Here is a 23,355-nt window from a genome sequence, read left to right on the forward strand (position 1 = left end):
TGACTCTACAACATTCCTGCGGGCTATGCACGTCATCCGGGTGCGGCGCGGTGCCGCCCTGCGACTTTTTGCTTAACCTGCGACTTTTTGCTTAAAAAGCCTCCGGGCGGGCCTCGCGTGCCATATGATCCAGCACCGCATTGACAAATTGCGGCTCGCGGCCTTCGGGGAAAAACGCCCCAGCCACATCAACAAACTCTTTGATCACCACCCGGGGCGGCGTTTCGCCGGCCCCAATCGGCGCCTGCGGCCCGAAACAACCCGCGCAACACCGGATCAATCCGGGCAATCGGCCATTTCGCCACCAGCGCCCGATCGGTCATCTGGTCGATTTTGGCCTGATTGTTCACCGCATCGCCCACCAAGGCGCGGAACATGTCGACATCGCCCTCGTTCATTTCGTCACCGTCATAGGTGGCGCCAAAACGATGTTCGATGAATTCATGCGTGATGCTGGGCACCGATTGGCCGCTGTGTTCCATCTGGAACAACGCCTGCACGGCATACAGCCGCGCGGCGGATCTCATCTTGCGTTTCTGGTTGCCTGACAGGGGTTTGGCCGGTGGTTCAGCCGGGGTGTCGGGGGCCGTGTCGTCGAAATCTTGGCTCATGCGGTCGGGTTGCCTTTTGTCTCACCAGCGATCTGGTATTCGTCCCGGTCGGGGCGGAAACCCACCCCCTTGCGGGAAGCGCCCCACTTACGGCTGAGCGCGATCAGATGCAAGGCCGCAGCCGCCGCCCCGCCGCCTTTGTTGCCCTGCGCCGTATCTGCGCGCACCTCTGCCTGGGGTTTGTTTTCCACGGTCAGGATGCCATTGCCAATGCAAAGCCCCTGCAACCCCAAAAGGGTGATCCCGCGCGACGAATTCGTTGCAGACGGTGTCGTAATGCGTGGTCTCGCCCCGGATCACACAGCCCAGGGCGACATAGCCGTCAAAATTGCTTATCCGCTCTGCAATGCCAATCGCGGATGGCACTTCCAGCGCGCCGGGCACTTCGATCAAATCCCAAGTCCCACCGCATGCCTCGATCTCGGCCTTGGCGCCGGCCACCAGATTGTCGGCGATGTCCTTGTAATAAGGCGCAACCACGATCAAAAGCTTGACCGGCTTGTCAAACTCGGGACGTGGCAGGATGTAATGCGCTTCGGCTTCGGCCATTCTTAATTACTCCGTGATCGGGCGCGTGCCCACAATTTCAAGCCCATAGGCATCAAGGCCAACATATTTCGTGGCTTCGTTGTCGGACAGAAGGATCAGTTTCGACAGCCCCATCGCGCTGAGGATCTGGCTGCCCAAGCCCACTTCGCGCACGGTGCGCGGCCCGTCTTCTTCTGGTTCGCTCAGGACGCGCGCCTGTGGATTGCGGAACAGACACACAACCCCCCGGCCTTCTGCGGCGATGATCTGCATGGCTTTGTGCAGCTCGTCCGTGCCGCCGACCCCAAGGATGTCTTCCAGCGCCTTGAGCGCATGGGTCCGCACCAGCACCGGGTCCGGCGTGGTGATGTCCCCCTTGGTCAGCACCACATGTTCGACGCCCTTGACCAGATCGGTGAACACCCGCAGCGTCCATTCGCCGCCAAAGGTCGAGGTCACGGTCCGGGTGTCGGTTTCCTTGACCAGATTGTCGTTGCGCCGACGATAGGCGATCAGGTCGGAAATCGTGCCGATTTTCAGCCCGTGTTTCTGGGCAAAAGCCACCAGTTCCGGCAGACGCGCCATGGTGCCGTCTTCGTTCATGATCTCACAGATCACCCCCGACGGGTTCAACCCGGCCAGACGCGAGACATCCACCGAAGCCTCGGTATGACCGGCCCGGATCAACACACCGCCATCGCGGGCGCGCAGGGGAAAGACATGGCCCGGCGTGGCGATATCGGCCTCTGATGTGCGCGGGTCGATGGCCACGGCTACGGTGCGGGCGCGATCGGCGGCGGAAATCCCAGTGCTGACACCTTCGCGGGCTTCGATCGACACGGTGAACGGGGTTTCCGTGCGCGAGGAATTATTGGTTGCCATCGGCGGCAGGCCAAGCGCATCAATCCGATCACCCGGCATGGTCAAACAGATCAGCCCACGTCCATGGGTGGCCATGAAATTGATCGCATCAGGCGTGGCCATCTGCGCCGGGATCACCAGATCGCCTTCGTTTTCGCGGTCCTCATGGTCAACCAGAATGAACATCCGGCCATTGCGGGCCTCGTCGATGATCTCTTCCACCGGTGAAATCGCATCACCCCAGTTGCTTTCAACCGGGCCAGGATTTTCATACTTCATGGGCCGCATCTCCTTGCTACAGGGCCGCAATAGTGGATGGGCCGCAGATTGAAAAGCCTATGTGGGGTTCGGTGCGCGGCGTCACAATGGGTCGGCGACAAACCCGGCGTCTTTGTGGCTGCCGTCACAAAACGGTTTTTTCGCCGATTGGCCACACCGACAGAGCACCGCTTTCTCTGTCTGCTTCACCCGCCGCCCGGTGCCGGTTATCACCTCAACCGGACCGGTCAGAACCAGCGGGCCATTTTCGCGTGCCGCCACCGCAACCGGACCGGACAGATCGGGCACCTCCCCCTCAACACTCAGCGGTTCGCCGGTGGCCTGAAATCCGCCGTCGACATGGGAATAGTCGCAATAGGGTTTGGTCTTTGACATGCCGCACCGGCACAGCGTTGCCCGCGTGACCGTGTCATCGCCGATCTGCACCTCGCCTGCCAGCGCCAATGGCCCGTTTTCCAGAACCGCCACGCGGTTGATACGCGGCGCGGCCTCGCCCGGCTGGCCATCGCGGCGTTCATAGCTGAGCGCGCCTGAGGGACAGGTGCGGATCATTGCCGCGATTTCTTCGGCGCTGGCGGCGTCGGGCGCAACCCAGGGCAGGCGGGCCGGGTCAAACACCTCGGGCAATTTCAGGAAACAATTGCGCGCGTGGATACAGCGCGCCATGTCGAAACTGATGGCAATATCCTTGCCCTCATAGGTTTTCGCCTTGCCCATCAATCACTCTCCCTAGTCGAATATGTCTTCGATGGCGTCGAACGCCTCGTCCAGGAACCAGCTTACACCGCTCTTGCGCGACTTCTTCTTTTTCTTTTTCTTTTTGGATTTTTCCGGGCGCGTTTCCCAATAGGGGTTGGGGGTCGCCCCCTTGGAGCCGCGCGATTTCACCGGCTTGCGGGTCAGGTTCTTGCCATCCAGCCGCGCCGCCGGCATCAGTTTGAGATCATGCAGCGGCGCGCCACATGATGCGCAACTGAGCTCATGCCGCTTGTCCCCACGCAGCACCAGCGCCGCGCGGGTGCCGCAATAACAACATGTGGCAATCTTCGTCCCTTGCGGCATCTGGCGCTCCTGTGCCCGTGTGTGTGGCTGTGTCTGTGGCTGTATCTGTGCTAGCTATGCAGCGCAGCCGGGATTTTAACCCCTCAGCTTTGCCCCCGGCTGGCATAAAGCGACACCGCCGCCGCATTCGACACATTGAGCGAGCCAAAGGCCCCGGCAAATTCAATCCGCACCAGCGCATCACAGGTTTCCCGGGTTCGTTCCCGCAATCCCGGCCCTTCTGCACCAAGCACCAGCGCCACCGGGCGGTCGGTCTTGCCCTCCAGCGCCTGTTCAATGGTTTGCTCTGCCTCACCGGCCAGTCCAAGCACGAGATAGCCCATTGCCTGAAGTTCGACGATGGTATCGGCCAGATTGCGCACCTTGAGATAGGGTTGTCGTTCCAGCGCCCCGCTGGCGGTTTTTGCCAAGGCGCCGGTTTCCGGCGCGGAATGGTGGCGCGGGGCGATCACGGCGCGGGCGCCGAACACCTCGGCCGACCGCAGGATCGCGCCAACGTTATGTGGATCAGTGACCCGATCAAGCAGGATCAGACGCTGCGCGCCCGGCCCATCCGCCAGCGCCACATCGGTCAGCGAGCCCCAGTTCAGCGGCTTGACCTCCAGCACCGCGCCCTGATGCACCGATTGCGGGTCAATCACCGCCGGGAACTTGCGCGGATCGGCCTCTTCCGGGGTCATGCCGCTGGCGGTGATCGCCTCGGCCAGTTTGTCGGCCGCATTGCGGGTCACGATCAGGCGCAATTTTTCGCGCGCCGGGTTTTCCAGCGCGTCGCGCACCGCATGGATGCCAAACAGCCAGACGGTCTCTGCCGCCGCCACCCGTTTCGCCTGTTCCTTTTCAACGACCCATTTGGGTTTCTTCATGGCTGATCCTTTCGTTGCGACCACAATGGCCCCTTGTTCAGGCCCGTGCAACGCACCGCCGCTTGGCATGCGCATACCGGGCGAAAAACCTCCCCGCAAGAAAAGATGCCAAGTCGTGAAATTTCCCGGCTTTTCGCCTTGACCTCCCCCCGGCTCATCATTAATCAGCCCGACACAGTGGGCGACAGGCCGCAAGGTGTGGCAGGGGACTGTAACTCCCTCGCGGAGACGCACGCCTGGTTCGATTCCAGGGTCGCCCACCATTCATCATTGATTTGAATGGAAAATTACCCCTACTGGGGCCACGACCCGGGCATTGTCCGGGCGGTGTCATTTTGCGCGGTATTAATGCGCAAATCTGACGGCGGAGGGGTCACCGGGGGTTTCACCGGATTTCGCCGGCTTTCACTGAAGAATTCAAAAGCGAATTCATTTCGCGTCCCCTCCCGCGTTGGATGCGGAGCATGCGCGCACGTCATCCCGCGCGCGGAACAACGCCGCGCGCGCCTCGCGGCACGAGATCCCGAGTCACATTCGCGTCGATGGCCGGGTGTTGATGACCGGGTGTTGAGAGCCGCGGAAAGGAACCGCCGCTAGCTCTGCGCGACGAATTCCGGGAATGTTTCCAGATAGGTGATAAAGGTCTCTGACAGCCCCTCTTCGCGCAGAATGTCAGGGCCAACCGGTGTCTGCCGCCCGACAAAACCGGGACTGTCCGCCATAAGGTCGGGAAAGTTGTGGTGCAATATGCCCGCGTGCCCCAGAACCACGAAATCCGGGGCCAGCGCGTTGATCCGCAGGACATCTTCTGCCGTGCGAATTTTACCGCCAACGCCCATTTTCGCGTCACCGCGCGGCAAGTCCAGATACCATTGGCACAGCGTTTTCTGCTGAAAATTTTCATCATCGGGATATTTGAACACGTCGCGCATCGACATATCGACGAAATCCACCTGCCCCGTAGTCATGATCTCTGTCGTCAGGGCAAGCATGTCCCCAAAGAGCAGACCGTGGCGTTCTGGCGACAGCCGCACGCCTATTGCAAAGTCCTCTCCGCAGGATTTTCTGATTCCGGCAAGGATCTCATGCAGAAGACGGGCGCGATTTTCCGCGGTGCCACCATATTCATCATCGCGGTGATTGAACTGTGGGCTCAAAAACTGGCAGATGACAAAGCCATGCGCGGCGTGGAGTTCAACACTGTCGAACCCCGCCCTGTGGCACCGAACGGCGGCTGCAATGAAATCATCCCGCAGGGCTTTGACAGCCTCAAGGCTCATCGCCTCGGCGCCGGTCTCACGATCAAAGGAGGGCGCTTGCAGAGGCCCGTTGATCAGGTCGCGGGTCGCGCGGCGGCCACCGTGGAACAGCTGGACCGACGCATGACCGCCATGTTGGTGAATGCCGGCGGCCAATCGGGTCAAACCTTCCAGATGTTGATCCCCGAAAACGCCCAATTGACCGGGCCAGGTTTTGCCGACCTCCTGAACATTTGCCGCACAGGTTATGGTAAGACCAAAATTGCCTTCTGCCCGTTTCACCAACCACCTGTATTCGTCATCAGACAGCGTGCCGTCCTCGTTGCTCTGTTGGTTGGTCAGCGGGGCCAGCATAAAGCCGTTTTTCATTCCTTTACCCTGTTTAAAGGAAATCGGCTTGTTAAGATTGCGCATGTGATCAGATCCACCCGGTTCGGAAATACCCTTTTGACCTGTGTAGCCCCAAGGTGGTCGATCCTCAATCAAAAGCATATGGTCTGACAAAAATTGACCGAATTCACCGCACCCGGCGTTTCAAGATACGCCGGGCGTGGCCCGATTGCATCAAATTGGCGCGATCACCGGGCGCCACCCGCAACCGCCGCTCATGCGGTCCCGTTGCGCGCCGCCCCACACTTGCCAAAGCACCAGCGGACAGCCCCCTTGAGCAGACGGCTTTGCAGGGCCAGGGAAAAGACGATCAATGCAAGCAGGATCAGCGCAACCGGCCGGGTCACAAAGGGTTCCAGCGACCCACCCGATCCCAAAAGTGCGCGGCGGATGCTGAAATCGGCCATGGTGCCCAGCAAAACGCCAATCACCGCCGGGGCCACGGGATAGCCGAGCTCCTCCAGCAGATAGACCACAACCCCGAACAGGAACATCAGGTAGACGTTGAACACGTTCAGACCAAGCGCATAAGATCCCAGCACCGCAAGGAAGGCCACCAGCGGCATCAGCACCTCGACCGGCAGGCGCAGCACCTGCACCGAGGCCCGTGCCATCAGAAGGCCAAGCACCAGAATAAATCCCGACGCCCAAAGCAGCATCGCCCCCATCTGTGGGATGAAATTCGGCGCTTCAAAAGCCAGCATTGGCCCCGGGCGCACCCCATGCAGGTTCAACGCGCCAAGCAGCATCGCCGCCGGCGGCGAGCCGGGCACCCCAAGCGTCAGCACCGGGATGATCGCACCACCGATACAGGCATTATTGGCGGTCTCGGCACAGATCACGCCCTTGATGTTGCCCTTGCCAAAGCTTTCGGGATCGGAATCGAGCTTTTTGCCAGTGTCATAAGACGCCCACGAGGCGATATCCTCGCCCACACCGGGGATCGTGCCGACGCCCACACCGATACAGCCAGAGCGCAGAACGCTGCCCTTGTTGCGCCAAAGAAATCCCAGACGGGGCCGCAGGCTGCCGATATGTGGGCGCGCGCCGCCGACGACCTCTCGGTCCCGCAACACGCGGATGATCTGTGGAATTGCAAAGGCCCCAAGGATGACCGGCACCACCTCGATCCCGCAGGCCAATTCCGGGATTCCCATGGTAAACCGCTGATAGCCCTGGATCGTCTCGATCCCGACAGAGGCCAGCATCAGCCCCAGAATACCCGAGATCCAGCCCTTGGCCGGCATGTCCGGCGCGGTGAGTGACCCGCAGATCAAAACGCCAAAGATCGCGAGCAAAAAGAATTCGACCGATGTGAACAGCAACGCCATGTCAATCAGCAACGGTGACACGAGGATCATCGCCAGAAGCCCAAAGACCGTTCCAACCACCGATGCAATGGTGGCGGTGGCAATCGCCTCTCCGCCCTGGCCCCGTTGGGCAAGAATGTGACCATCCAGCGCCGTCGCCGCCCCTGCGGCGGTGCCCGGAATGCCAAGCAGGATGGCAGAATGCGCCGGGCCATAGATCGCCCCGACATAGGCGCCGATCAGCGCAAACATGGCCAATTCGGTCGAAAGATTGAAGGTAACCGTGCTTAGCAAAGCCACGGCCAAGGTTGCCGTCAGGCCCGGAAGGGCACCGAAAACCATCCCGACAAGAACGGAACCGGCCAGCACCAACAGGTTCTGAAAGGAGGCAACGACAAGGATTTGTTCTGCGAAAGAATGTAACATGAAGGTTGGGCGTCCTTTGCGGCGGGCCTCAGGGCACGGGCACGTAGAGATAGGTTGAAAAGACATGCGCGATGCTGACCGGAACGATGACAGAGACCAGCGCAGCGATGGCCGCGCGGCGGGCCAATGTCGCGCCAGCCCCCGGCAACCAGAAGACCGCGATCATGACGAAGACAAAGACCACGCTTGCCAGTTGGAAATTCACCCGCCCCAGCGCGCCAAAGATGTAAAGACCGCTCCAGACAACGATAAAGACAACCCGGTGCACCCGGACGTTCCTTGGCAGGTCCAAGATCCAGGCCATCAACGGTCCGGCGATGTCACGATGACCGCCCTCGGCCACGGCGGACACCAGCACCCGCAGGCTGAACAGGATCAGCAATATCCCGAGGATCGCGGGAAAAAGACCGGGCGACAGATACCATTGTGCCTCTGCACCGGTGCGCGAGGTCTCCCACGGCATCAAGCTGGACTGATAAAGCACCAGCCCCCCAAAGGCGATAAAGAGCAAACAGACGACGAAATCCGCCTTGCGACGGGCCTGACGCGGCAACATGGCATTCTCCTGTGATGTAACAAGAGACCGGCACATGTCGGTGCCGGTCCGCAGGTGCGAAGGGAGGGATCAGGCGTCAGGTGCCAGAATACCAAGCTCTGCCGGGTCGGTCGCGGCGATGCCCAATTCGTGCAGCTTGTAGCTCATCGCGCGCTCCATCGCGTCCAGTTCCGCCTCGGCCTCCGGGCCATAGGCCCCGGACAAGGCCATATAGCGTTCGTTCGCCAGGCTCTGGATCTTCGGGGCCTTCATCGCCTTTTCAAAGGCCGCATCGATCTTGGCGGTGACCTCTTCCGGCAGATCCTTGGGAACCGCCATGCCCAGCCACTGGCGCGCCGGGATCTTCTGGATGTCGGGATAGGTCACGCCCGCCGCCGGGATCGGATCCATATCGCCAAGCTGATAGGGCTGCATTTCAATCATCGCCAATGGCCGGAACTTGCCCGCCTTGATGTATTCGGCCTGCTCGGACACGCTCGACACCACGGCATCGACTTCGCCGGTCAAGGCACCGACCTGCGCCGGTGCGCTGCCCTCAAAGGGGATATAATTGAACTCGGCCTGTGCGCCCTGCCCCAAGGAGAGCGCCTTCATGTGCCAGACACAGCCAAGGGCGCAATGGCCGATCTTGACGCTGCCGGGGTTTTCCTTTGATGCGGTGATAAGTTCGTCAAGGGTTTCATATTTCGAATTCGCATTGACGCTGATCACGCCCGGCGAGCCCCCGACGATGTACCAGCGCCAGTCCTGTGTGCCGGTCTGGTGGTATTCCAGCACCTTGGCCACCTGCATGCCCTCGGACGCGCCCAGCCATGCGTAACCGTCATGCGGCTGGCTCCAGACCTGGTTCATCGCAACACCGCCGCCGCCGCCGGTGCGGTTAACCACGTTGATGCGGCCGCCAAGTTGCTCTTGCATCGCCTCTGCGAGATAGCGGTTGGTGGTGTCGGTGCCACCACCGGCCGACGCCCAGACCGAAACCTCGATTGGTCGGCTTGGGAAATCCTCTGCCAAGACCGTGGATGCGGACAAAGCCAGCGCCAGCGCGCCAAGTCCGAGTGCTGTTGTTGTTCTGTTCATGCGTACCTCCCGTACATACGTTTAAAGCCCCGCGCCGAAGGGTCCGGCCGGGCATTCCGCCGCCCGAATACGGGACGGTCGAAATTTTGGTGCAGTGTGGTGCAGTTCTCCTCGACCAACAGCGTAATAGCTCACATAGCCGTATGTCAAACTACATTATGATATTGAATTCAGAAAGGTCGGACGAGGGCGATCCAACAAGGAAGGCAGAAACAAGTCGTTGTTTTCATTAACCTTACAAAGAGACTGACCGCCCTCAGGCCACCACCAACCGCAAACACAAAGGGGCTTTTCGGGGTTAATCCGACAATTTTCGGGATGCTTTGGCGATATTTCTGGACGATTCTCGGCAACTCGGGATCTAGCGGGCCAGAAATGCCGAATCGGACCTCATATGGCCCATTACCCACCCCAAGACCCGCCGAAACCGTGTCTATATCCCAGGAGAAGACGACGCCCTGCTCAAGCTCACCGGCGACGACACCACCTGCGCGCCCCGCCACGGGGCCTCCTCACCCCCGAACCCCATACATATTAATGCCCGCATACCCGTTGGGGTCATATTCCCACACCTTTGGCCCACAAGTGGCAAGCCAACCCCGGCTTATCCCACGGTCCAATCCCAAATTATGAAGTTATATCCAGCATTATGGATTGACGCCCGGCATTGCGGGATGCTAGCAATTCATCAGGAAAGGGAGGATGGGATGTCAAAGCTAAAGATCGTCACGGTCGGCGCCGGATACTTCAGCCACCACCATTATGACGCATGGTCCCGAATTCCCGAGGTGGAGGTCGCTGGCATTGCTTATGCAAAAGACAGGGCCAAAGCGCAGAAGGTTGCGGACACCTATGAAATTGCGGTGGTGTCCGATGATCTTGAGGGGCTGCTCGACACCGTTCAGCCCGACATCCTTGACATTATATCCCCGCCCGACACCCACCTGCCCTTTGCGCAACTGGCCAAACAGCGCGGCATTCATGCGATTTCGCAAAAGCCGATGGCCACCGACCTGGATCAAGCCCGGGCGATGGCGACACTGGCGCGCCAACCCGGCTCCAGCCTCATCATTCATGACAACTGGCGGTTCAAACCGTGGTTTCGTGAAATCGCCCGGCTTCTGGACGGGGGGGCCATTGGCCCGCTGTACAATGTCACCTTCAGAATGCGGCCCGGCGACGGCCAGGGGCCGAATGCCTATCTCGACCGCCAGCCCTATTTTCAGAAAATGCCCCGGTTCCTGCTGCATGAAACCGGCGTGCATATGATTGATGTGTTCCGTTTCCTGTTCGGAGAGGTGCATGCGGTCACCGCCACACTGCGCCGGTTGAACCCGGCCATCGCAGGCGAGGATGCGGGCTATGTCATGTTCGAATTCAATTCCGGGCTTGCCGGGCTGTTGGATGGCAATCGTCTTGTCGATCACGAGGCCGACAATACCCGTCTGACGGTCGGCGAAATGCTGATCGAGGGTGCAGAGGGCCAGATCCGGCTGGACGGGCGGGCACGGATTTTCATCCGCCCGAATGGCGGCAGCTTTGCCCAGCACAGCTATCAATGGGCCAACCGCGGCTATGCCGGCGACTGCGTGCACGCGCTGCAGCGGCATGTGGTCGACTATCTGACCACGGGCACGGCGGTCGAAAACACCGCCGACGCGTATCTGCAAAGCATGTTGATAGAAGAGGCATGTTACCGGTCCGACAGCCTACGACAGACCGTCGATATCGAAACAATCATACAAGAGACGCACGCGGCCTGATCCGCGGCAATAAGGGAGAGGAAACATGACCGACAAGATCTTGGTAACCGGCGGCGCCGGCCGTCTGGGATGGCACGTCGTCGAAGAGATGAAGACTGGCGCCGAGCTGACCGTTCTGGACATCTGCGCGCCAAGACAGGACCTGCCCTACATCGAGGGTTCGGTTCTGGACTTTGAATTGCTGCAGAAAAGCTTTCAGGGTCAGGACGTGGTTGTGCATCTTGCCGCCATCCCGAACCCGCGCACCGCCCCCGCCGACGTGACATTTCAAACCAACGTCCAGGGCACCTGGAACGTGCTTCAGGCCGCCGAGGAGGCCGGGGTGCGCCGGGTTGTCGTGATCTCCAGCGATGCGGCGACGGGGCTGCACTACAACCCCGAAAACTGGCAGCCGCAATATGTGCCAGTCGACGAAAAACACCCGCTGCGGCCCACGGATTTCTATAGCCTCAGCAAAGAGGTAACCGAGGTGGTGTGCCGTTCCTATGCCTTGCGCGGCAAGACCGAAATCGTGGTGATCCGCCCCACACATATCGTGTTCGAATTTGAATACCCGGAATTGCATGATCGGGGGGCCGATCTCGAGAACTATCATTTCTGGACCTATGTGTCGCCCTGGGACGTGGCGCAGGGCATCGAAAAGGCCGCAAAGGTGCCCGGCATCAACGGAGAGATCTTCTTTATCTCGGCCGAAGATTCACTGGGCGATGAGCCGCTGCTTGATCGGGTGCGCAAACGCTGGGGCATCACGGGCGACGCGGTGCACAAGCCCGAAGTCTATGCCGCCAACCCGACGGCAAGCCTGCTCGACATCTCTGCGGCGCGCGAAAAGCTTGGTTATGCGCCGCGCGTGAATTGGCGCGACATGGTCGCCAAAGTCGCGGCCACCGCCGAATAAGTCCCTGATTTCCTGAGAGGAACTGAAATGTCCACCGCCGACTACGGCCTGAATCTTTATGCCTATACCTTCGATTACACCGCAGCCGAAGCCGTGCGCGAAGCCGCCGCAATGGGCTTTCCCGGGGTAGAACTGATGATGTTCCCCGGCCATCTGTGGCCGCCGGAAATGGGCGCGCCAGAGCGCCGCGCGCTGCGCGATGCGCTGGCAGACACCGGCACGCAGGTGATTTCGATCAACCAACCCAACCTTGACGTGAACCTGACCGCCGCCTCGCCCGAGGCCCGCGACTACAGCTTTTTGACCGTCCAGCGGATGATCGAAACCGCAGGCGAATTCGGCGGCAAATATGTCATCGTCGGCCCCGGCAAGATCAACCCGCTGATGCCCATGGCGGAACAGGAACGGCTGGGCCATTTCCACCGTGCGCTGGACCGGCTGATCCCCATTGCGCGGGGCCATGGGGTTCAGGTGCTGGGCGAAAACATGCCCTTCGCCTTTTTGCCCGATACCGAAACGCTGGTGTCGGCCATCGCGGGCTACACCGCAACCGAGGTCGGCGTGATCTATGACGTGGCCAATGGTCATTTCATCGCGGAACCGCTGCGGCCCGCGCTGGATCGGATCGGCGACCGGCTGAAACTGGTTCATGCGTCGGATACGGGCCGCGAGGTCTATAAACACGATCCCATCGGACGCGGCGACATGGATTGGACAACACTGGGGCAAGAGCTGATTGATTTTGGCTGGTCGCATCCCCCGGTGCTCGAAATCATCGGCCTGTCCGAGGATCTGACCGCCGAAATCAAGGACAGCAGCGCCAGACTGGATGCTGCTGGCTGGGACCGCATTGCCAAGAAACGGCACACAAAAGGGAGGAGCGCGGCATGAAGCGCAGAAAGGGAGCCGACGTCATCGCCGATGTCCTGATTCAGGAAGAGGTGCCGTATGTTTTCGGCATCTGTGGCCATGGCAATGTCGGCATGATCGACGCGCTGCACGAGCGGCAGGACAAGATCAAATTCATCTCGCCACGGCACGAACAGACCGCCGGGCACATGGCAGACGCCTATTACCGGGTGGCGCATAAACCGGTGGCGACGCTGACCTCCTGTGGGCCCGGCTCGGCCAATATGCCGATGTCACTTGCCTGCGCCCAGGCGGATAGTTCGGCGTTTCTGGCCATCACCGCCAACGTCCCGACATCACAGTTCAACCGCGCGCCGTTTCAGGAAAGCTACCAGCATTTTCAGGCAGATTTCCCCTCGGTCGTGCGGCCCTATGTAAAGCGCAGCTTTCAGCCGTCGCGCGTCGATATGCTGCCGACCGCGATGCGACAGGCGATGCATATGATGACCTCGGGCCGCCCCGGCCCCGTGCATCTGGATGTGCCCTACAATGTCTTTCAGGAACAAGACATGGTCGAGCTGCCCGCGCCGCGATCGCTAAGCCCGATCAATCGCACCGGTGGATCGCCCGAGGATATTGCCCGCGCCGCTGACATGCTGTTGGGGGCGGAACGCCCGCTGATCTTTATCGGCCATGGCGTTACCATTTCCGAGGCCAGCGTCGAACTGACCGAGCTGGTCAATCGGCTGGGCATTGCGGTTGCCATGTCGCCCAACGGTATGGGCACTCTGGACATGCAGCACCCGCTGAGCCTTGGCTTTATTGGTCGCAACGGCACCCATGCCGCGAATGAGGCCGGTCGGCGCTGTGATGTGCTGCTGACGCTGGGGGCGCGCTTTGACGACCGGTCGTCAAGCTCGTGGAAACAAGGTTACAGCTGGAACATTCCCCCACCCGTCTGATCCATGTCGACATCGACGTGAATGAGATCGGCCGCAATTATGACCCGACGCTGGGGGTCTGTGCCGACATCCGTACCTTCCTGCGTCAGCTTCTGGCCGAGATCGAACGCCGTGGCGGCGCGACAGAGGCGCGTGCCACGGGCGAGCCTTGGCGGCAAAGGATTGCCGCATGGAAAGCCCAGTGGGAGGCCCATATTGCGCCCGCCTTTGCCGCCGATACCGCGCCCATGCGCCCGGAACGGGTGGTGAAGGAAGTTCAGGGTGTGCTGCCCGAGGATGCGATCCTGGTGTGTGACAGTGGCGTGCACCACAATTGGTTCATGCAATACTGGCAGGCCCGGCGCCCGCAACGGATGCTCAACACCTGGGGCTTTTCGGCCATGGGCTTTGGCGTCAGCGGCGCGCTTGGGGCCAAGCTGGCCGCGCCAAACAGCCCGGTGGTCGCGGTTGTCGGTGACGGCGGTTTCACCATGACACCGCATGTCTTGTGCACGGCGGTGGAATACAACATCCCCGTCGTCTGGGTGATCTGGAACAACTATGCCTGGGGGGCGATCCGCGATCTGCAACTGGGACCGTTCGAAGGCCGGGAATTGAACACCAGCTTCACCACCGCCGACAATTCCCAGCCCTATAACCCGGACTTCAGCGCCATGGCCCGGGCGCATGGGATCGACGGGGTCAAAGTATCGAATGCGGCCGATTTCGGCGCTGCCCTGCAAATGGCCATTGCCGCGAACAAACCCTTTGTCATCGACGCCGAAGTCGATGTGAACGTGAAACCCACCTCGGTCGGGACATGGGAACTGCCGCCGTTGCGGCACCCGGAACCGGCCTTTGGGGCCCCATGGAGACCATGATGAAAGACAACCCGGACATCATTGAGGTGCGCCACCTGATCGGCGGCCAATGGATCGACAGCGACGACAGCGACACCACCCTCAATCCCTTTCACGGCACCCCGGTGGGGCGCGTCGGGCGCGGCACACCCGCGACCATGGACAAAGCACTGGAGGCGGCCCGCAAGGCCGCCCCGCAAATCGCGGCGATCCCGGCGCATGAACGGGCGGCGATCCTGCATCGCGCGGCGGCCCTGATCACGGAACGCGCCGAAGAGATCGGTCTGACAATGTCACGCGAAACCGGCAAGGCCATTGGCGACGCCGTTGCCGAAGTCAGCCGGTCCCAGGACACGATGACGCTTTCCGCCGAAGAGGCCGTGCGGATCGAGGGCAGCCATGTGCCGCTTGACGCCAGCGCCATGGGCTCGGGCAAGCTGGCCTTCATGACCCGCTTTCCGGTGGGGGTTGTCGCGGCGGTCACCCCGTTCAACGCGCCCTTCAACCTGGCCTGCCACAAGATCGGGCCGGCCTTTGCCGCCGGCAACGCCTGTGTCCTCAAGCCCCCACCCCAGGCCGCCGCCACGGTGCACAAACTGGCCGAAATCTTTCAGGATGCCGGCGCGCCCGCCGGGGCCCTGAATGTGGTGCATGGCGGTGTCGAGGTCGGCAAGGCGCTGGTGTCGGACCCGCGGGTCGATTTCGTCACCTTCACCGGATCATCCGCTGCGGGTGCGGCGATCAAGGCCGCCAGCGGATTGCGCCGGGTGGCGCTGGAACTGGGCGGCGCAGGCCAGACCATCGTGCATTCCGATGCCGACGTGGCGAAAGCCGCGCCTCTGGCGGCGAAAAACGCCATGCGTCTGGCGGGGCAAAGCTGCTTGTCGGTTCAGACGGTCTTTGTTCACAACAGCAGGCTGGATGACTTTACCGATCTGCTTGTCACCGAGGTTGCGAAGCTGCGGATCGGCGACCCGCAGGACCCGGCCACCGACGTTGGCACATTGATCGACGACGCAGCCGCGAAACGCGTGGAAAACTGGATCGGCGAGGCCGCAGCCGGTGGTGCCGAGGTGTTGATCGGCGGCACCCGTCATGGCGCGGCAATCGAACCCACGGTGATCCGTGGCCCCGCACCCACCGACAAAGTCTTTTGCGAAGAGGTCTTTGGCCCGGTGGTCAGCGTGGTCGGCTATGACGATATCGAAGCGGTCTTCGACATGATGAACGCAGGGCGCTACGGGCTTCATACCGGGATTTTCACCGCTTCGAACGAGGTGATGATGCGCGCCTATCGCGCCATTCGCACCGGCGGTCTGATTGTCAACGGCACCTCGACCTGGCGCACAGATCAGCTCGCGTATGGCGGCGTCAAGGACAGCGGTATCGGCCGCGAAGGCCCGCGCTATGCGATCCGCGACATGACCGACGAACGCATGATCCTGTTCAACATGTAAATCAGGGTCGACAACAGGGCGGCAGGAACACCCGGAAGACTGTGATTGCCGCCCACCCCGCCAGAAAACCCCACCAGAACACCCGCCGGAACAAGAGGTGCTCCCCTCGTCCGGCATCCTGCCCCGCGCCGAAATTGCTTCGGGGCGGGGTTTTCATTTTTCGGCTGGGTTTTCCTGTGCGGCTTGGTCAACCTCGTGGCCAAGGTCAGCAGACATTGCCGCCGCGACGGATTTGAGCGTCGTCGAAACCTCGCCCACGTGCTGAAGCCCCAGCCGCCAGACCGGTGCCGTAATGCCGATGGCCGCGATCAGCCGTCCGCGAAAGTCCCAGACCGGCGCCGCCAGACAGCGGGCCTCTGGATCGAATTCGCCGTCGTCAAAGGCAATGCCGTTTTCGCGCACCTGCGCGATTTCGCGCTCCAGGCTTTCGGCTTCGGTGATGGTCTTGGGCGTGATCGCATCAAAAGGCGCCTTTTGCAGATAGGCGTCCAAATCGCCCTGCGTCGCACCGGCCAGAACCACCTTGCCGATTGCCGTCGCATGCGCGGGCCGCGCAGAACCGACACGTTCCGCCATTCGGATCGAGGCCGCGCTTTCATGGCGATCAATAATCACGACCTCATCGCCCATCTGAACCGCTATGTGACTGCTTTCGCCGGTCTTTTGCGTCAGATCCTTCAGGAAGGGGGCCGCGACCCGCAGCAATTCCTGTTCATCCAAGGCCCCAAAAGCCAAGGAGAAGATCCGCGGCCCGATGCGGTATTTCTTGGTCAACACATCCTGACGCAGCAATCCAAGCGTATGCAATGTCTTGGTCAGGTGAAAGGTGGTCGATGAATGCAGGCCGACTTCCTTGGCGATGTCGGCCGATCCGATCCCTTCGCGGGCCTTCGCCACGGCCTGAAGTATATTGGTCGCCCGCACCAGCGACTGAACCCCGGCTTCGGGCTTGGCTTCCTTGCCTTTCGGTTTATCCTTGGCTTGAGTCACAAAGCGCACCATCCGTAATATTAAACTCAACCTCACATTACCGGATACATCGGGCAGCGCAACCATTCCAACCCTGGCGATTGCGACTTTACGGTGCTGGGCTGACGAAATCGCGCCAGTTGCCGAAGGAGGTGATGTCCTGCGCGCCGCTGGCACCGATGGCCTCGCAGACAAATCCACAAACAGTCGATCCATCTTCCAAGGCTACATTGCCAAGACCAAGCGGTGACGGAATGCCCGCCAAGAAATCCCCAACTCGTGCAAGCGGCAGATCCCACAGCTCGACCAGGATCGGCGCACCCGATCCGTCGGCCCCGCGCACAAGCCCGGGCCGCGCAGGCGGATCACCGGCCAGCGCATAGAAACGATAGGCGTCGGTCGTGCGGGATGTACCCACAAACACGCCCCCCCGATCGGTCAGTTGATGGTTCAGCGGCAACCCCGTCATATGGGCGCCACAGACCGCCACTGTCAGCATATCGGGCGCATGTTCCGGCATTACATCAGGCAACAATGCGTTCGGCGGCTCAAACGCCCAATCCGTCGCGCCGAGGCTGCGTTGTCCTGCCGCCTCAAGGTCACGCGCGACAACCGCGATTTCAGCATCGCGACCGCGCGCGGCAAGCAGCGTCACACTGCCGGGGCGGCCATCAGGCCGCGCCGGAACAGGCACGGCAATGCCACACATGTCGAGAAGATTGACGAAATTGGTATAGGTGCCGAAATTGGAATTCGGCGTCACGGGATCGGCCTCCAGCTCTGCCACGGTATGGAATGTGGGGATCGTGGGCACACAGAGCATATCAACGCTTGCAAGCGCGGGTTCTGCGGCACGGGCCAGCTCTTTGAGACGATAGATGCCGCGAAATGCATCGACGGCGCTCAAGGCTTCGGCCTTGCGGATGATCTGGCTGGTCACTGGGAAAATGGCCCCCGGATCGCGCTTCAGAAGCGCCTCGATCACCGAATACCGTTCGGCCACCCAAGCCCCTTCGTACAGCATATCCGCGACGGCATAGAGCGGCGTGAAATCAATCTCTTTGATCTCTGCCTTCTTGGCTTTGAGCAAATCAATCGCGGAATAGAAGGATGCCTCCTGCACTTTATCGCCCAAAAACGCGATGCTGGCCTTGCTCGGGATGCCGACCACAGGCGGGGCTTTGCGGATGGCAAGTGGTTCGGCCTTGATCGGGCGGGCAAAGGCATCCGCAGGATCATAGGCGCAGCATACCTCATAGGCCGCATAGGCATCTGACACCGTGAGGGCAAAAATCGAAATCGTCTCGATCGACCGACAGGCGGGCACAACCCCGCTGGCCGACAGCGCGCCAAGCGTGGGTTTCAACCCGACAATATTGTTCAGCGCGGCAGGCACGCGACCGGACCCGGCGGTGTCCGTCCCGAGGGACAGCGGCACAATGCCATGACCGACCGCCACCCCAGAGCCACCAGACGAGCCGCCGGGAACGATTTCCGGGTCAATCGAATTGAGCGGCGCGCCATAGGGCGTGCGGACGCCAACCAGACCCGTCGCGAACTGATCAAGGTTGGTTTTGCCAATGAATATCGCCCCTGCCGCCCTCAGTTGCGCAACGACAAAAGCGTCCTGTTGCGGGGTATAGGCATAGGCCGGACAGGCGGCGGTTGTTTCGATCCCGGCGACATCAATGTTGTCTTTGACCACAAATGGAATGCCCCAGAGTGGTTTGTCCGGGTCAAACGCGCCAAGCGCGGCCGCCTCTGCCAGGGCCTGATCCGGATCCGCCAGAGCCAGGAAAATATGCGGATCATTCACCGCATCAATCCGCGCGAACACCTGTTTGACCACCTCGGCTGGCGTATGCCCCCCCGCATAAGCCGCGTGAATATCCTTAATCGTCATCCGAATCTCAGTCATAGCGCCGCGTCCTTTATGCGTTCCACCTGTGTCTGAGAGTTGTGTTTTATTGCGACCTTTGACGCAAATGCTAATAATACACAAAAGTGCTGCAAAAAATGCATCGCTTGTCCAACGCCCTTTGAGACTGAGAGACCGCGCATGAAACATCTTCAAACCCTGCGATATATAGAGGGCGTTGTGCGCGCCGGATCCATCCGCAAGGCCGCCGACGACATGAATATCACCGCCTCGGCGCTCAACCGACGCATTCAACGGTTCGAAGAAGAGTTCGGATCAGAGATCTTTGAACGTTTGCCCAGAGGTGTGCGGCTGAACCCGGCGGGCGAGTTGCTGATGCAGCATTTTCGCACGCAGGTGTCCGATTTGCGGCGCGTGCAAGATCAGGTTGCCGATCTTTCGGGCGAACGGCGCGGCCACATCGCGATTGCCTGTTCCCAGGCGCTGATCCCGTATTTTCTGCCCGAACAGATTGCGGCCTATCGCAACGAACATCCCGGCGTGACCTTTTCCGTGTCGGTGCGCGACCGCGAGGCCGCAGAACGCGACCTCGGCACATTCCAAAGCGACCTGGCGCTGGTGTTCGAGCCGGTGCATATGGTTGATTTCGAGGTCATCTCACACTGCCCGCAGATCATCCATGCCATCATGCGCAAGGACAATCCGCTGGCGCGCAAGGCCGAGGTGCGCCTGCGTGATTGCATTGACCAAACCCATGTTCTGCCAAGTGCGAGCTATGGTGCGCGCGCCCTGTTGGAGATCAGTGCGAAACGGGGGTCGCGCCCGCTGCGGCCCAGCGTGGAAAGCGACAGTTTCGATTTCATGCGCCATTATGTGCGGCACGAAAATGCCATCGCCTTTCAGATCCCGATTGGCCTTAACATCGCGACTGATGACGATCTTGTCTCGCGCCCGCTGTCGACCCGCGACGTGCCTGTCGGCAGTCTTTTGTTGGGGCAACAACGCGGGCGCACCCTGCCTGTGGCCTCTGCCCGCTTTGCGCAAAAGCTGACCCGCGCGCTGGAGGCATTGCAGGAAGATTGACCAGAACATGCGACTGGCCGGGTTCATGATAGGCGCAGTGCACTGGCGCGGCACAGGTGAGTTGCGGGCAAATCACAGGTGAACTGCGGGCAAAGCCCCGAACAGGACCCAGATCAAAGCGATGCTTTTTTTGCACCGCTTTGCCAAAAAATAAGCAGACGTCAACAGCACTAAACTCTCTTAAGATTTGAGTCGTTGAAATTCATCGGCGCCGCTTGAGGCGCGTGGAAGCAGTTGGAGCGCAGCTATGACCCCCCCTAACACCATGAATCGTCGCCGTTTTCTTGGCACCTCCGCAATGGCCCTTGGGGCAACCAGCCTTGGCTTGGCGCAGTCGGCCCAGGCCCAGAGCAACCTGACAGTCGGCTTTATCTATGTCGGCCCCAAGGACGATTTTGGCTATAATCAGGCCCACGCCGAAGGCGCCGCCGCCGTCAAAGCCATGTCCGGTGTCACCGTTCTGGAAGAAGAAAACGTTCCAGAAAGCCAGGACGTTCAAAACACCATGGAATCCATGATCAATTTCGATGGTGCGTCGCTGTTGTTCCCGACCTCCTTTGGCTATTTCAACCCGCATATCCTTGAAGTTGCGCCGAAATATCCCGATGTCCGGTTTGAACATTGCGGCGGTCTGTGGACCGAGGGCAACCCGACCAACGCCGGATCCTATTTCGGCTATATCGGCATGGGGCAATATTTGAACGGCGTGACCGCCGGCCATGCGACAAAATCCAAGAAAATCGGTTTCGTCGCCGCCAAACCCATCCCGCAGGTTTTGAACAACATCAATTCCTTCCTGCTTGGGGCGCGGTCGGTCGATCCGACAATCACCTGTCAGGTCATCTTTACCGGCGAATGGTCTTTGGCGGTGAAAGAGGCCGAGGCCACCAACGCCCTGACCGATCAGGGCTGTGACGTCATCACCTGCCATGTCGATGGGCCAAAGGTGGTTTGCGAAACGGCGGCGGCGCGCGATGCCTTTGTCTGTGGCTATCATGCCGATCAAAGCCCGCTGGCCGGTGACAAATACCTGACCGGGGCGGAATGGAACTGGGCCAGCATCTATACCGACATGGTCAGCAAAACGATGGCAGGCGCACCGATCGACAACTTTGTGCGCGGCGGTCTGGCCGACAATTTCATCAAGATGAGCCCGCTTGGCCCCGCCGTTTCCGATGCGGCCCGCGCCCAATTCGAGGCCACCAAGGCCGAAATCATCGCCGGCGGTTTTGCCGCCATCAAAGGCCCGCTGAAAGACAACAAAGGCAATGTGATTGCCGCCGAAGGCCAGTCTTTTGTCGAAACCGATGTTGCGATTGAAAGCATGGGCTACCTTGTCGAAGGCGTCATTGGTTCCACCAGCTGATATGAGCATCACATTCCCACAAAAGGCGACCGGGTCACCGGTCGCCGCACAGCTCGTGGCCCGGATCGCGTTGCGCGCCGAGGCGGTCCTGATCCCCGTCGGCGCGCTGCTTGCCGGGTTTGTGGCCTTCAGTCTGTTTCTGCTCTTTCTCGGGAAATCCCCGGTCGAGTTTTTTGCTTTGGTCTGGAAGGGTGGGTTTTCCTCTGCCTTTTCGTGGCAAAACACCCTGTCACGCGTCGCCCCGCTGGTGCTGGCGGCGCTGTGCGTCGCCCTGCCCGCGCGGCTTGGTCTGGTGGTGATTGGCGGCGAAGGCGCGATTGTGCTGGGCGGATTGGCGGCGGCGGTGACCGGCACTTTGGTCGTGGGGCTGCCGTCGGCCATGGGCATGGTGTTGATGGCCGTGGCGGCGATGTGTCTTGGCGGGCTGTGGATCGGGGCAATCGGGGCGCTGCGGATCAAACGCGGCGTGAATGAAACCATCGCCTCCTTGTTGATGGCCTATATCGCCATCGCCCTGTTGAACCATTTTGTCGAAGGCCCGTTCCGGGATCCTGCCAGCCTGAACAAACCATCCACCGCACCAATCGAGACCGCATTGCAGGTCGGGGATATGCCCTTTGTCGCGGCGCATTGGGGGGTGCTTGCGGGGATTGTTGCCTGTCTGTTGTGTTGGGTTCTGATCGAGCGCACGACAATCGGCTTTGCCGCCCGGATCGCCGGTGACAACGTGCGCGCGGCGCAGATCCAGGGTTTGCCGGTTTCCAAACTGGTGATCGGCTTTACCGCGCTTGGCGGCGCATGTGCCGGGCTGGGCGGATATTTCGAAGTGGCCGCCGTGCACGGATCGGCCAATGCCTCCCTGATCGCGGGGTATGGCTATACCGGAATCCTTGTCGCATTTCTGGCGCGTCATAATCCCTTGGTGATCATCCCGGTTGCTGTGCTTCTGGCCGGGTTCGAGGCCTCTGGCGGATTGATTCAGCGCCGCATGGACCTGCCGGACGCAACCGTTCTGGTGTTCGAGGGCATGGTCTTCATCATCATTCTGCTCAGTGAGGCTCTTTATGGTCGCCTTCGTATTTTCAATCCCGGTCTCAGGGGGGCCTCTTGATGGAACCTGTTGAAATCGGTCTGTGGGGCGTGCCCCTTGCCATTCTTGGCGGCGCGATCCGCGTCTCTACCCCGTTTATCTTTGTCTCTCTGGGCGAATGCCTGACCGAACGGTCCGGGCGCATCAATCTGGGCCTTGAGGGCACTTTGGTCTTTGGCGCGATCAGCGGCTATGCTGTTGCCTATGAAACCGGAAATCCGTTTCTGGGCGTCCTTGCGGCGGCCCTTGCGGGGGCCTGTTTCGGGCTTTTGCACGGCTGGATCTGCAAATTCAAAGGCGTCAATGACATCGCGGTCGGCATCGCCATGATGCTGTTTGGCATGGGCCTCGCGTTCTTTTTCGGCAAGCCCTACATCCAACCGCAAGCGCCCGATCTACCGGCGATACCCTTTGGCTGGTGGTCCGATACACCACAGGTGCAAGCGGCGTTGCAGGTCAACATCCTGTTCATTCTGGGGGCCATCCTGGCGGTGGCGATGGCGTGGATGTTCAAATCAACCCGTGTCGGGTTGACCGTCCGCGTGGTTGGCGACAGCACCGATGCGGCCCGCGCCATGGGCATCAACCCCAACAGCGTGCGTCTTTTGTCGACCGCCGCAGGTGGGGCATTGGCGGGCATCGGCGGCGCCTATCTTTCGCTTTATTATCCCGGCAGCTGGACCGAAGGCGTGTCATCGGGCCAGGGTCTTATGGCGATTGCCCTGGTGATCTTTGCCCGCTGGAACCCGATCAATTGCTTTTGGGCGGCTCTGCTGTTTGGCGGCACCGGCGCGCTTGGCCCCGCGCTACAATCAGTGGGCATTTCCGAGGGCTATTATCTGTTCTTTGCCGCGCCCTATGTGCTGACGCTGATTTTGCTGATCATGACCAGCTCGCCAGACCGTGCCATGCAGGGCGCGCCGCTGGAACTTTCCCTCACGAAATAGCACCTGACGAAATAAGGAGAACCGC

General features: G+C 60.7%; 20 protein-coding genes, 1 tRNA gene and 3 pseudogenes. 11 read left to right on the forward strand and 13 right to left on the reverse strand.

Translation table 11 applies throughout. The features are described 5' to 3' along the window. Positions 1-91: 91 nt before the first annotated feature. From nusB to rlmB, 6 genes and pseudogenes are all read right to left on the reverse strand, one after another. Positions 92-527, reverse strand: a pseudogene (gene nusB, locus AC0L4F_RS16640) (transcription antitermination factor NusB). An 80-nt stretch (positions 528-607) separates the two neighbouring features. Then, positions 608-1,160: pseudogene (locus AC0L4F_RS16645) on the reverse strand (6,7-dimethyl-8-ribityllumazine synthase). A gap of 6 nt (positions 1,161-1,166) precedes the next feature. Next, positions 1,167-2,279 (reverse strand): 3,4-dihydroxy-2-butanone-4-phosphate synthase, encoded by a 1,113-nt coding sequence (gene ribB / locus AC0L4F_RS16650; RefSeq protein WP_244690233.1) that lies wholly within the window; start codon positions 2,277-2,279, stop codon positions 1,167-1,169. Between the two features lie 81 nt (positions 2,280-2,360). Next, on the reverse strand, positions 2,361-2,996 hold the full coding sequence (locus AC0L4F_RS16655) for a CDGSH iron-sulfur domain-containing protein (RefSeq protein WP_244690235.1): 636 nt from the start codon (positions 2,994-2,996) through the stop codon (positions 2,361-2,363). A 12-nt stretch (positions 2,997-3,008) separates the two neighbouring features. Beyond that, on the reverse strand, positions 3,009-3,341 hold the full coding sequence (locus AC0L4F_RS16660) for a hypothetical protein (RefSeq protein WP_244690237.1): 333 nt from the start codon (positions 3,339-3,341) through the stop codon (positions 3,009-3,011). A gap of 83 nt (positions 3,342-3,424) precedes the next feature. Continuing rightward, entirely contained in the window at positions 3,425-4,207 is a 783-nt protein-coding gene (rlmB, locus tag AC0L4F_RS16665) for a 23S rRNA (guanosine(2251)-2'-O)-methyltransferase RlmB (RefSeq protein ID WP_244690239.1), read from the reverse strand. A 179-nt stretch (positions 4,208-4,386) separates the two neighbouring features. On the opposite strand from rlmB, the gene AC0L4F_RS16670 reads away from it, so the two are divergent. After that, positions 4,387-4,470 (forward strand) — tRNA-Tyr (locus AC0L4F_RS16670). A gap of 330 nt (positions 4,471-4,800) precedes the next feature. Here AC0L4F_RS16670 and AC0L4F_RS16675 read toward each other — a convergent pair. The 5 genes and pseudogenes from AC0L4F_RS16675 to AC0L4F_RS16695 all read right to left on the reverse strand — a co-directional run bounded on the left by AC0L4F_RS16675 (position 4,801) and on the right by AC0L4F_RS16695 (position 9,228). Further along, on the reverse strand, positions 4,801-5,175 hold the full coding sequence (locus AC0L4F_RS16675) for a hypothetical protein (protein WP_244690241.1): 375 nt from the start codon (positions 5,173-5,175) through the stop codon (positions 4,801-4,803). Positions 5,176-5,205: 30 nt separating this feature from the next. Then, positions 5,206-5,958: pseudogene (locus AC0L4F_RS16680) on the reverse strand (NADH:flavin oxidoreductase); the annotation flags it as partial. A gap of 113 nt (positions 5,959-6,071) precedes the next feature. Then, complete coding sequence (locus AC0L4F_RS16685) at positions 6,072-7,592, reverse strand: tripartite tricarboxylate transporter permease (protein ID WP_244690246.1); 1,521 nt, start codon at positions 7,590-7,592, stop codon at positions 6,072-6,074. A gap of 28 nt (positions 7,593-7,620) precedes the next feature. After that, the gene (locus AC0L4F_RS16690; protein WP_244690248.1) at positions 7,621-8,148 is read right to left on the reverse strand and encodes a tripartite tricarboxylate transporter TctB family protein; all 528 of its coding nucleotides are present in this window, start codon (positions 8,146-8,148) and stop codon (positions 7,621-7,623) included. Between the two features lie 69 nt (positions 8,149-8,217). Beyond that, a complete protein-coding gene (locus tag AC0L4F_RS16695) occupies positions 8,218-9,228 on the reverse strand; it encodes a Bug family tripartite tricarboxylate transporter substrate binding protein (protein ID WP_244690250.1) in 1,011 nt (336 codons plus the stop codon). 707 nt (positions 9,229-9,935) lie between these two features. Here AC0L4F_RS16695 and AC0L4F_RS16700 point away from each other — a divergent pair. The 6 genes from AC0L4F_RS16700 to AC0L4F_RS16725 are packed head-to-tail and all read left to right on the forward strand — an operon-like array spanning position 9,936 to position 15,996. Beyond that, on the forward strand, positions 9,936-10,991 hold the full coding sequence (locus AC0L4F_RS16700) for a Gfo/Idh/MocA family protein (RefSeq protein ID WP_244690252.1): 1,056 nt from the start codon (positions 9,936-9,938) through the stop codon (positions 10,989-10,991). Between the two features lie 25 nt (positions 10,992-11,016). After that, a complete protein-coding gene (locus AC0L4F_RS16705) occupies positions 11,017-11,889 on the forward strand; it encodes an NAD-dependent epimerase/dehydratase family protein (RefSeq protein WP_244690254.1) in 873 nt (290 codons plus the stop codon). Positions 11,890-11,916: 27 nt separating this feature from the next. Continuing rightward, positions 11,917-12,780, forward strand: a complete 864-nt coding sequence (locus tag AC0L4F_RS16710; protein WP_244690256.1) for a sugar phosphate isomerase/epimerase family protein — start codon at positions 11,917-11,919, stop codon at positions 12,778-12,780. After that, positions 12,777-13,700, forward strand: coding sequence for a thiamine pyrophosphate-binding protein (locus AC0L4F_RS16715; protein WP_244690258.1), 924 nt, complete (start codon positions 12,777-12,779; stop codon positions 13,698-13,700). The genes AC0L4F_RS16710 and AC0L4F_RS16715 overlap by 4 nt, the downstream gene beginning before the upstream one ends. Further along, the gene (locus AC0L4F_RS16720) at positions 13,658-14,560 is read left to right on the forward strand and encodes a thiamine pyrophosphate-binding protein (protein WP_244690260.1); all 903 of its coding nucleotides are present in this window, start codon (positions 13,658-13,660) and stop codon (positions 14,558-14,560) included. Before AC0L4F_RS16715 ends, AC0L4F_RS16720 begins: the two co-directional genes overlap by 43 nt. Further along, the gene (locus AC0L4F_RS16725; protein ID WP_244690263.1) at positions 14,560-15,996 is read left to right on the forward strand and encodes an aldehyde dehydrogenase family protein; all 1,437 of its coding nucleotides are present in this window, start codon (positions 14,560-14,562) and stop codon (positions 15,994-15,996) included. The genes AC0L4F_RS16720 and AC0L4F_RS16725 overlap by 1 nt, the downstream gene beginning before the upstream one ends. Positions 15,997-16,149: 153 nt before the next feature. On the opposite strand, the gene AC0L4F_RS16730 is transcribed toward AC0L4F_RS16725, so the two are convergent. Together AC0L4F_RS16730 and atzF are read right to left on the reverse strand one after the other, a co-directional pair. Then, complete coding sequence (locus AC0L4F_RS16730) at positions 16,150-16,986, reverse strand: IclR family transcriptional regulator (RefSeq protein WP_244690265.1); 837 nt, start codon at positions 16,984-16,986, stop codon at positions 16,150-16,152. A gap of 88 nt (positions 16,987-17,074) precedes the next feature. After that, positions 17,075-18,883, reverse strand: coding sequence for an allophanate hydrolase (gene atzF, locus AC0L4F_RS16735; protein WP_244690267.1), 1,809 nt, complete (start codon positions 18,881-18,883; stop codon positions 17,075-17,077). A gap of 141 nt (positions 18,884-19,024) precedes the next feature. Here atzF and AC0L4F_RS16740 point away from each other — a divergent pair, with 141 nt between their 5' ends. The 4 genes from AC0L4F_RS16740 to AC0L4F_RS16755 all read left to right on the forward strand — a co-directional run bounded on the left by AC0L4F_RS16740 (position 19,025) and on the right by AC0L4F_RS16755 (position 23,330). Continuing rightward, positions 19,025-19,927 (forward strand): LysR family transcriptional regulator, encoded by a 903-nt coding sequence (locus tag AC0L4F_RS16740; protein WP_244690269.1) that lies wholly within the window; start codon positions 19,025-19,027, stop codon positions 19,925-19,927. Between the two features lie 247 nt (positions 19,928-20,174). Further along, positions 20,175-21,293, forward strand: a complete 1,119-nt coding sequence (locus tag AC0L4F_RS16745) for a BMP family ABC transporter substrate-binding protein (protein ID WP_244690271.1) — start codon at positions 20,175-20,177, stop codon at positions 21,291-21,293. A gap of 1 nt (position 21,294) precedes the next feature. Then, on the forward strand, positions 21,295-22,404 hold the full coding sequence (locus AC0L4F_RS16750; RefSeq protein ID WP_244690273.1) for an ABC transporter permease: 1,110 nt from the start codon (positions 21,295-21,297) through the stop codon (positions 22,402-22,404). Beyond that, positions 22,404-23,330: an ABC transporter permease gene (locus tag AC0L4F_RS16755; protein ID WP_244690276.1), complete on the forward strand. Its 927-nt coding sequence runs from the start codon at positions 22,404-22,406 to the stop codon at positions 23,328-23,330. The genes AC0L4F_RS16750 and AC0L4F_RS16755 overlap by 1 nt, the downstream gene beginning before the upstream one ends. Positions 23,331-23,355 lie beyond the last annotated feature (25 nt).

The sequence above is a fragment of the Marinovum sp. J2-8 genome, assembly GCF_055808435.1.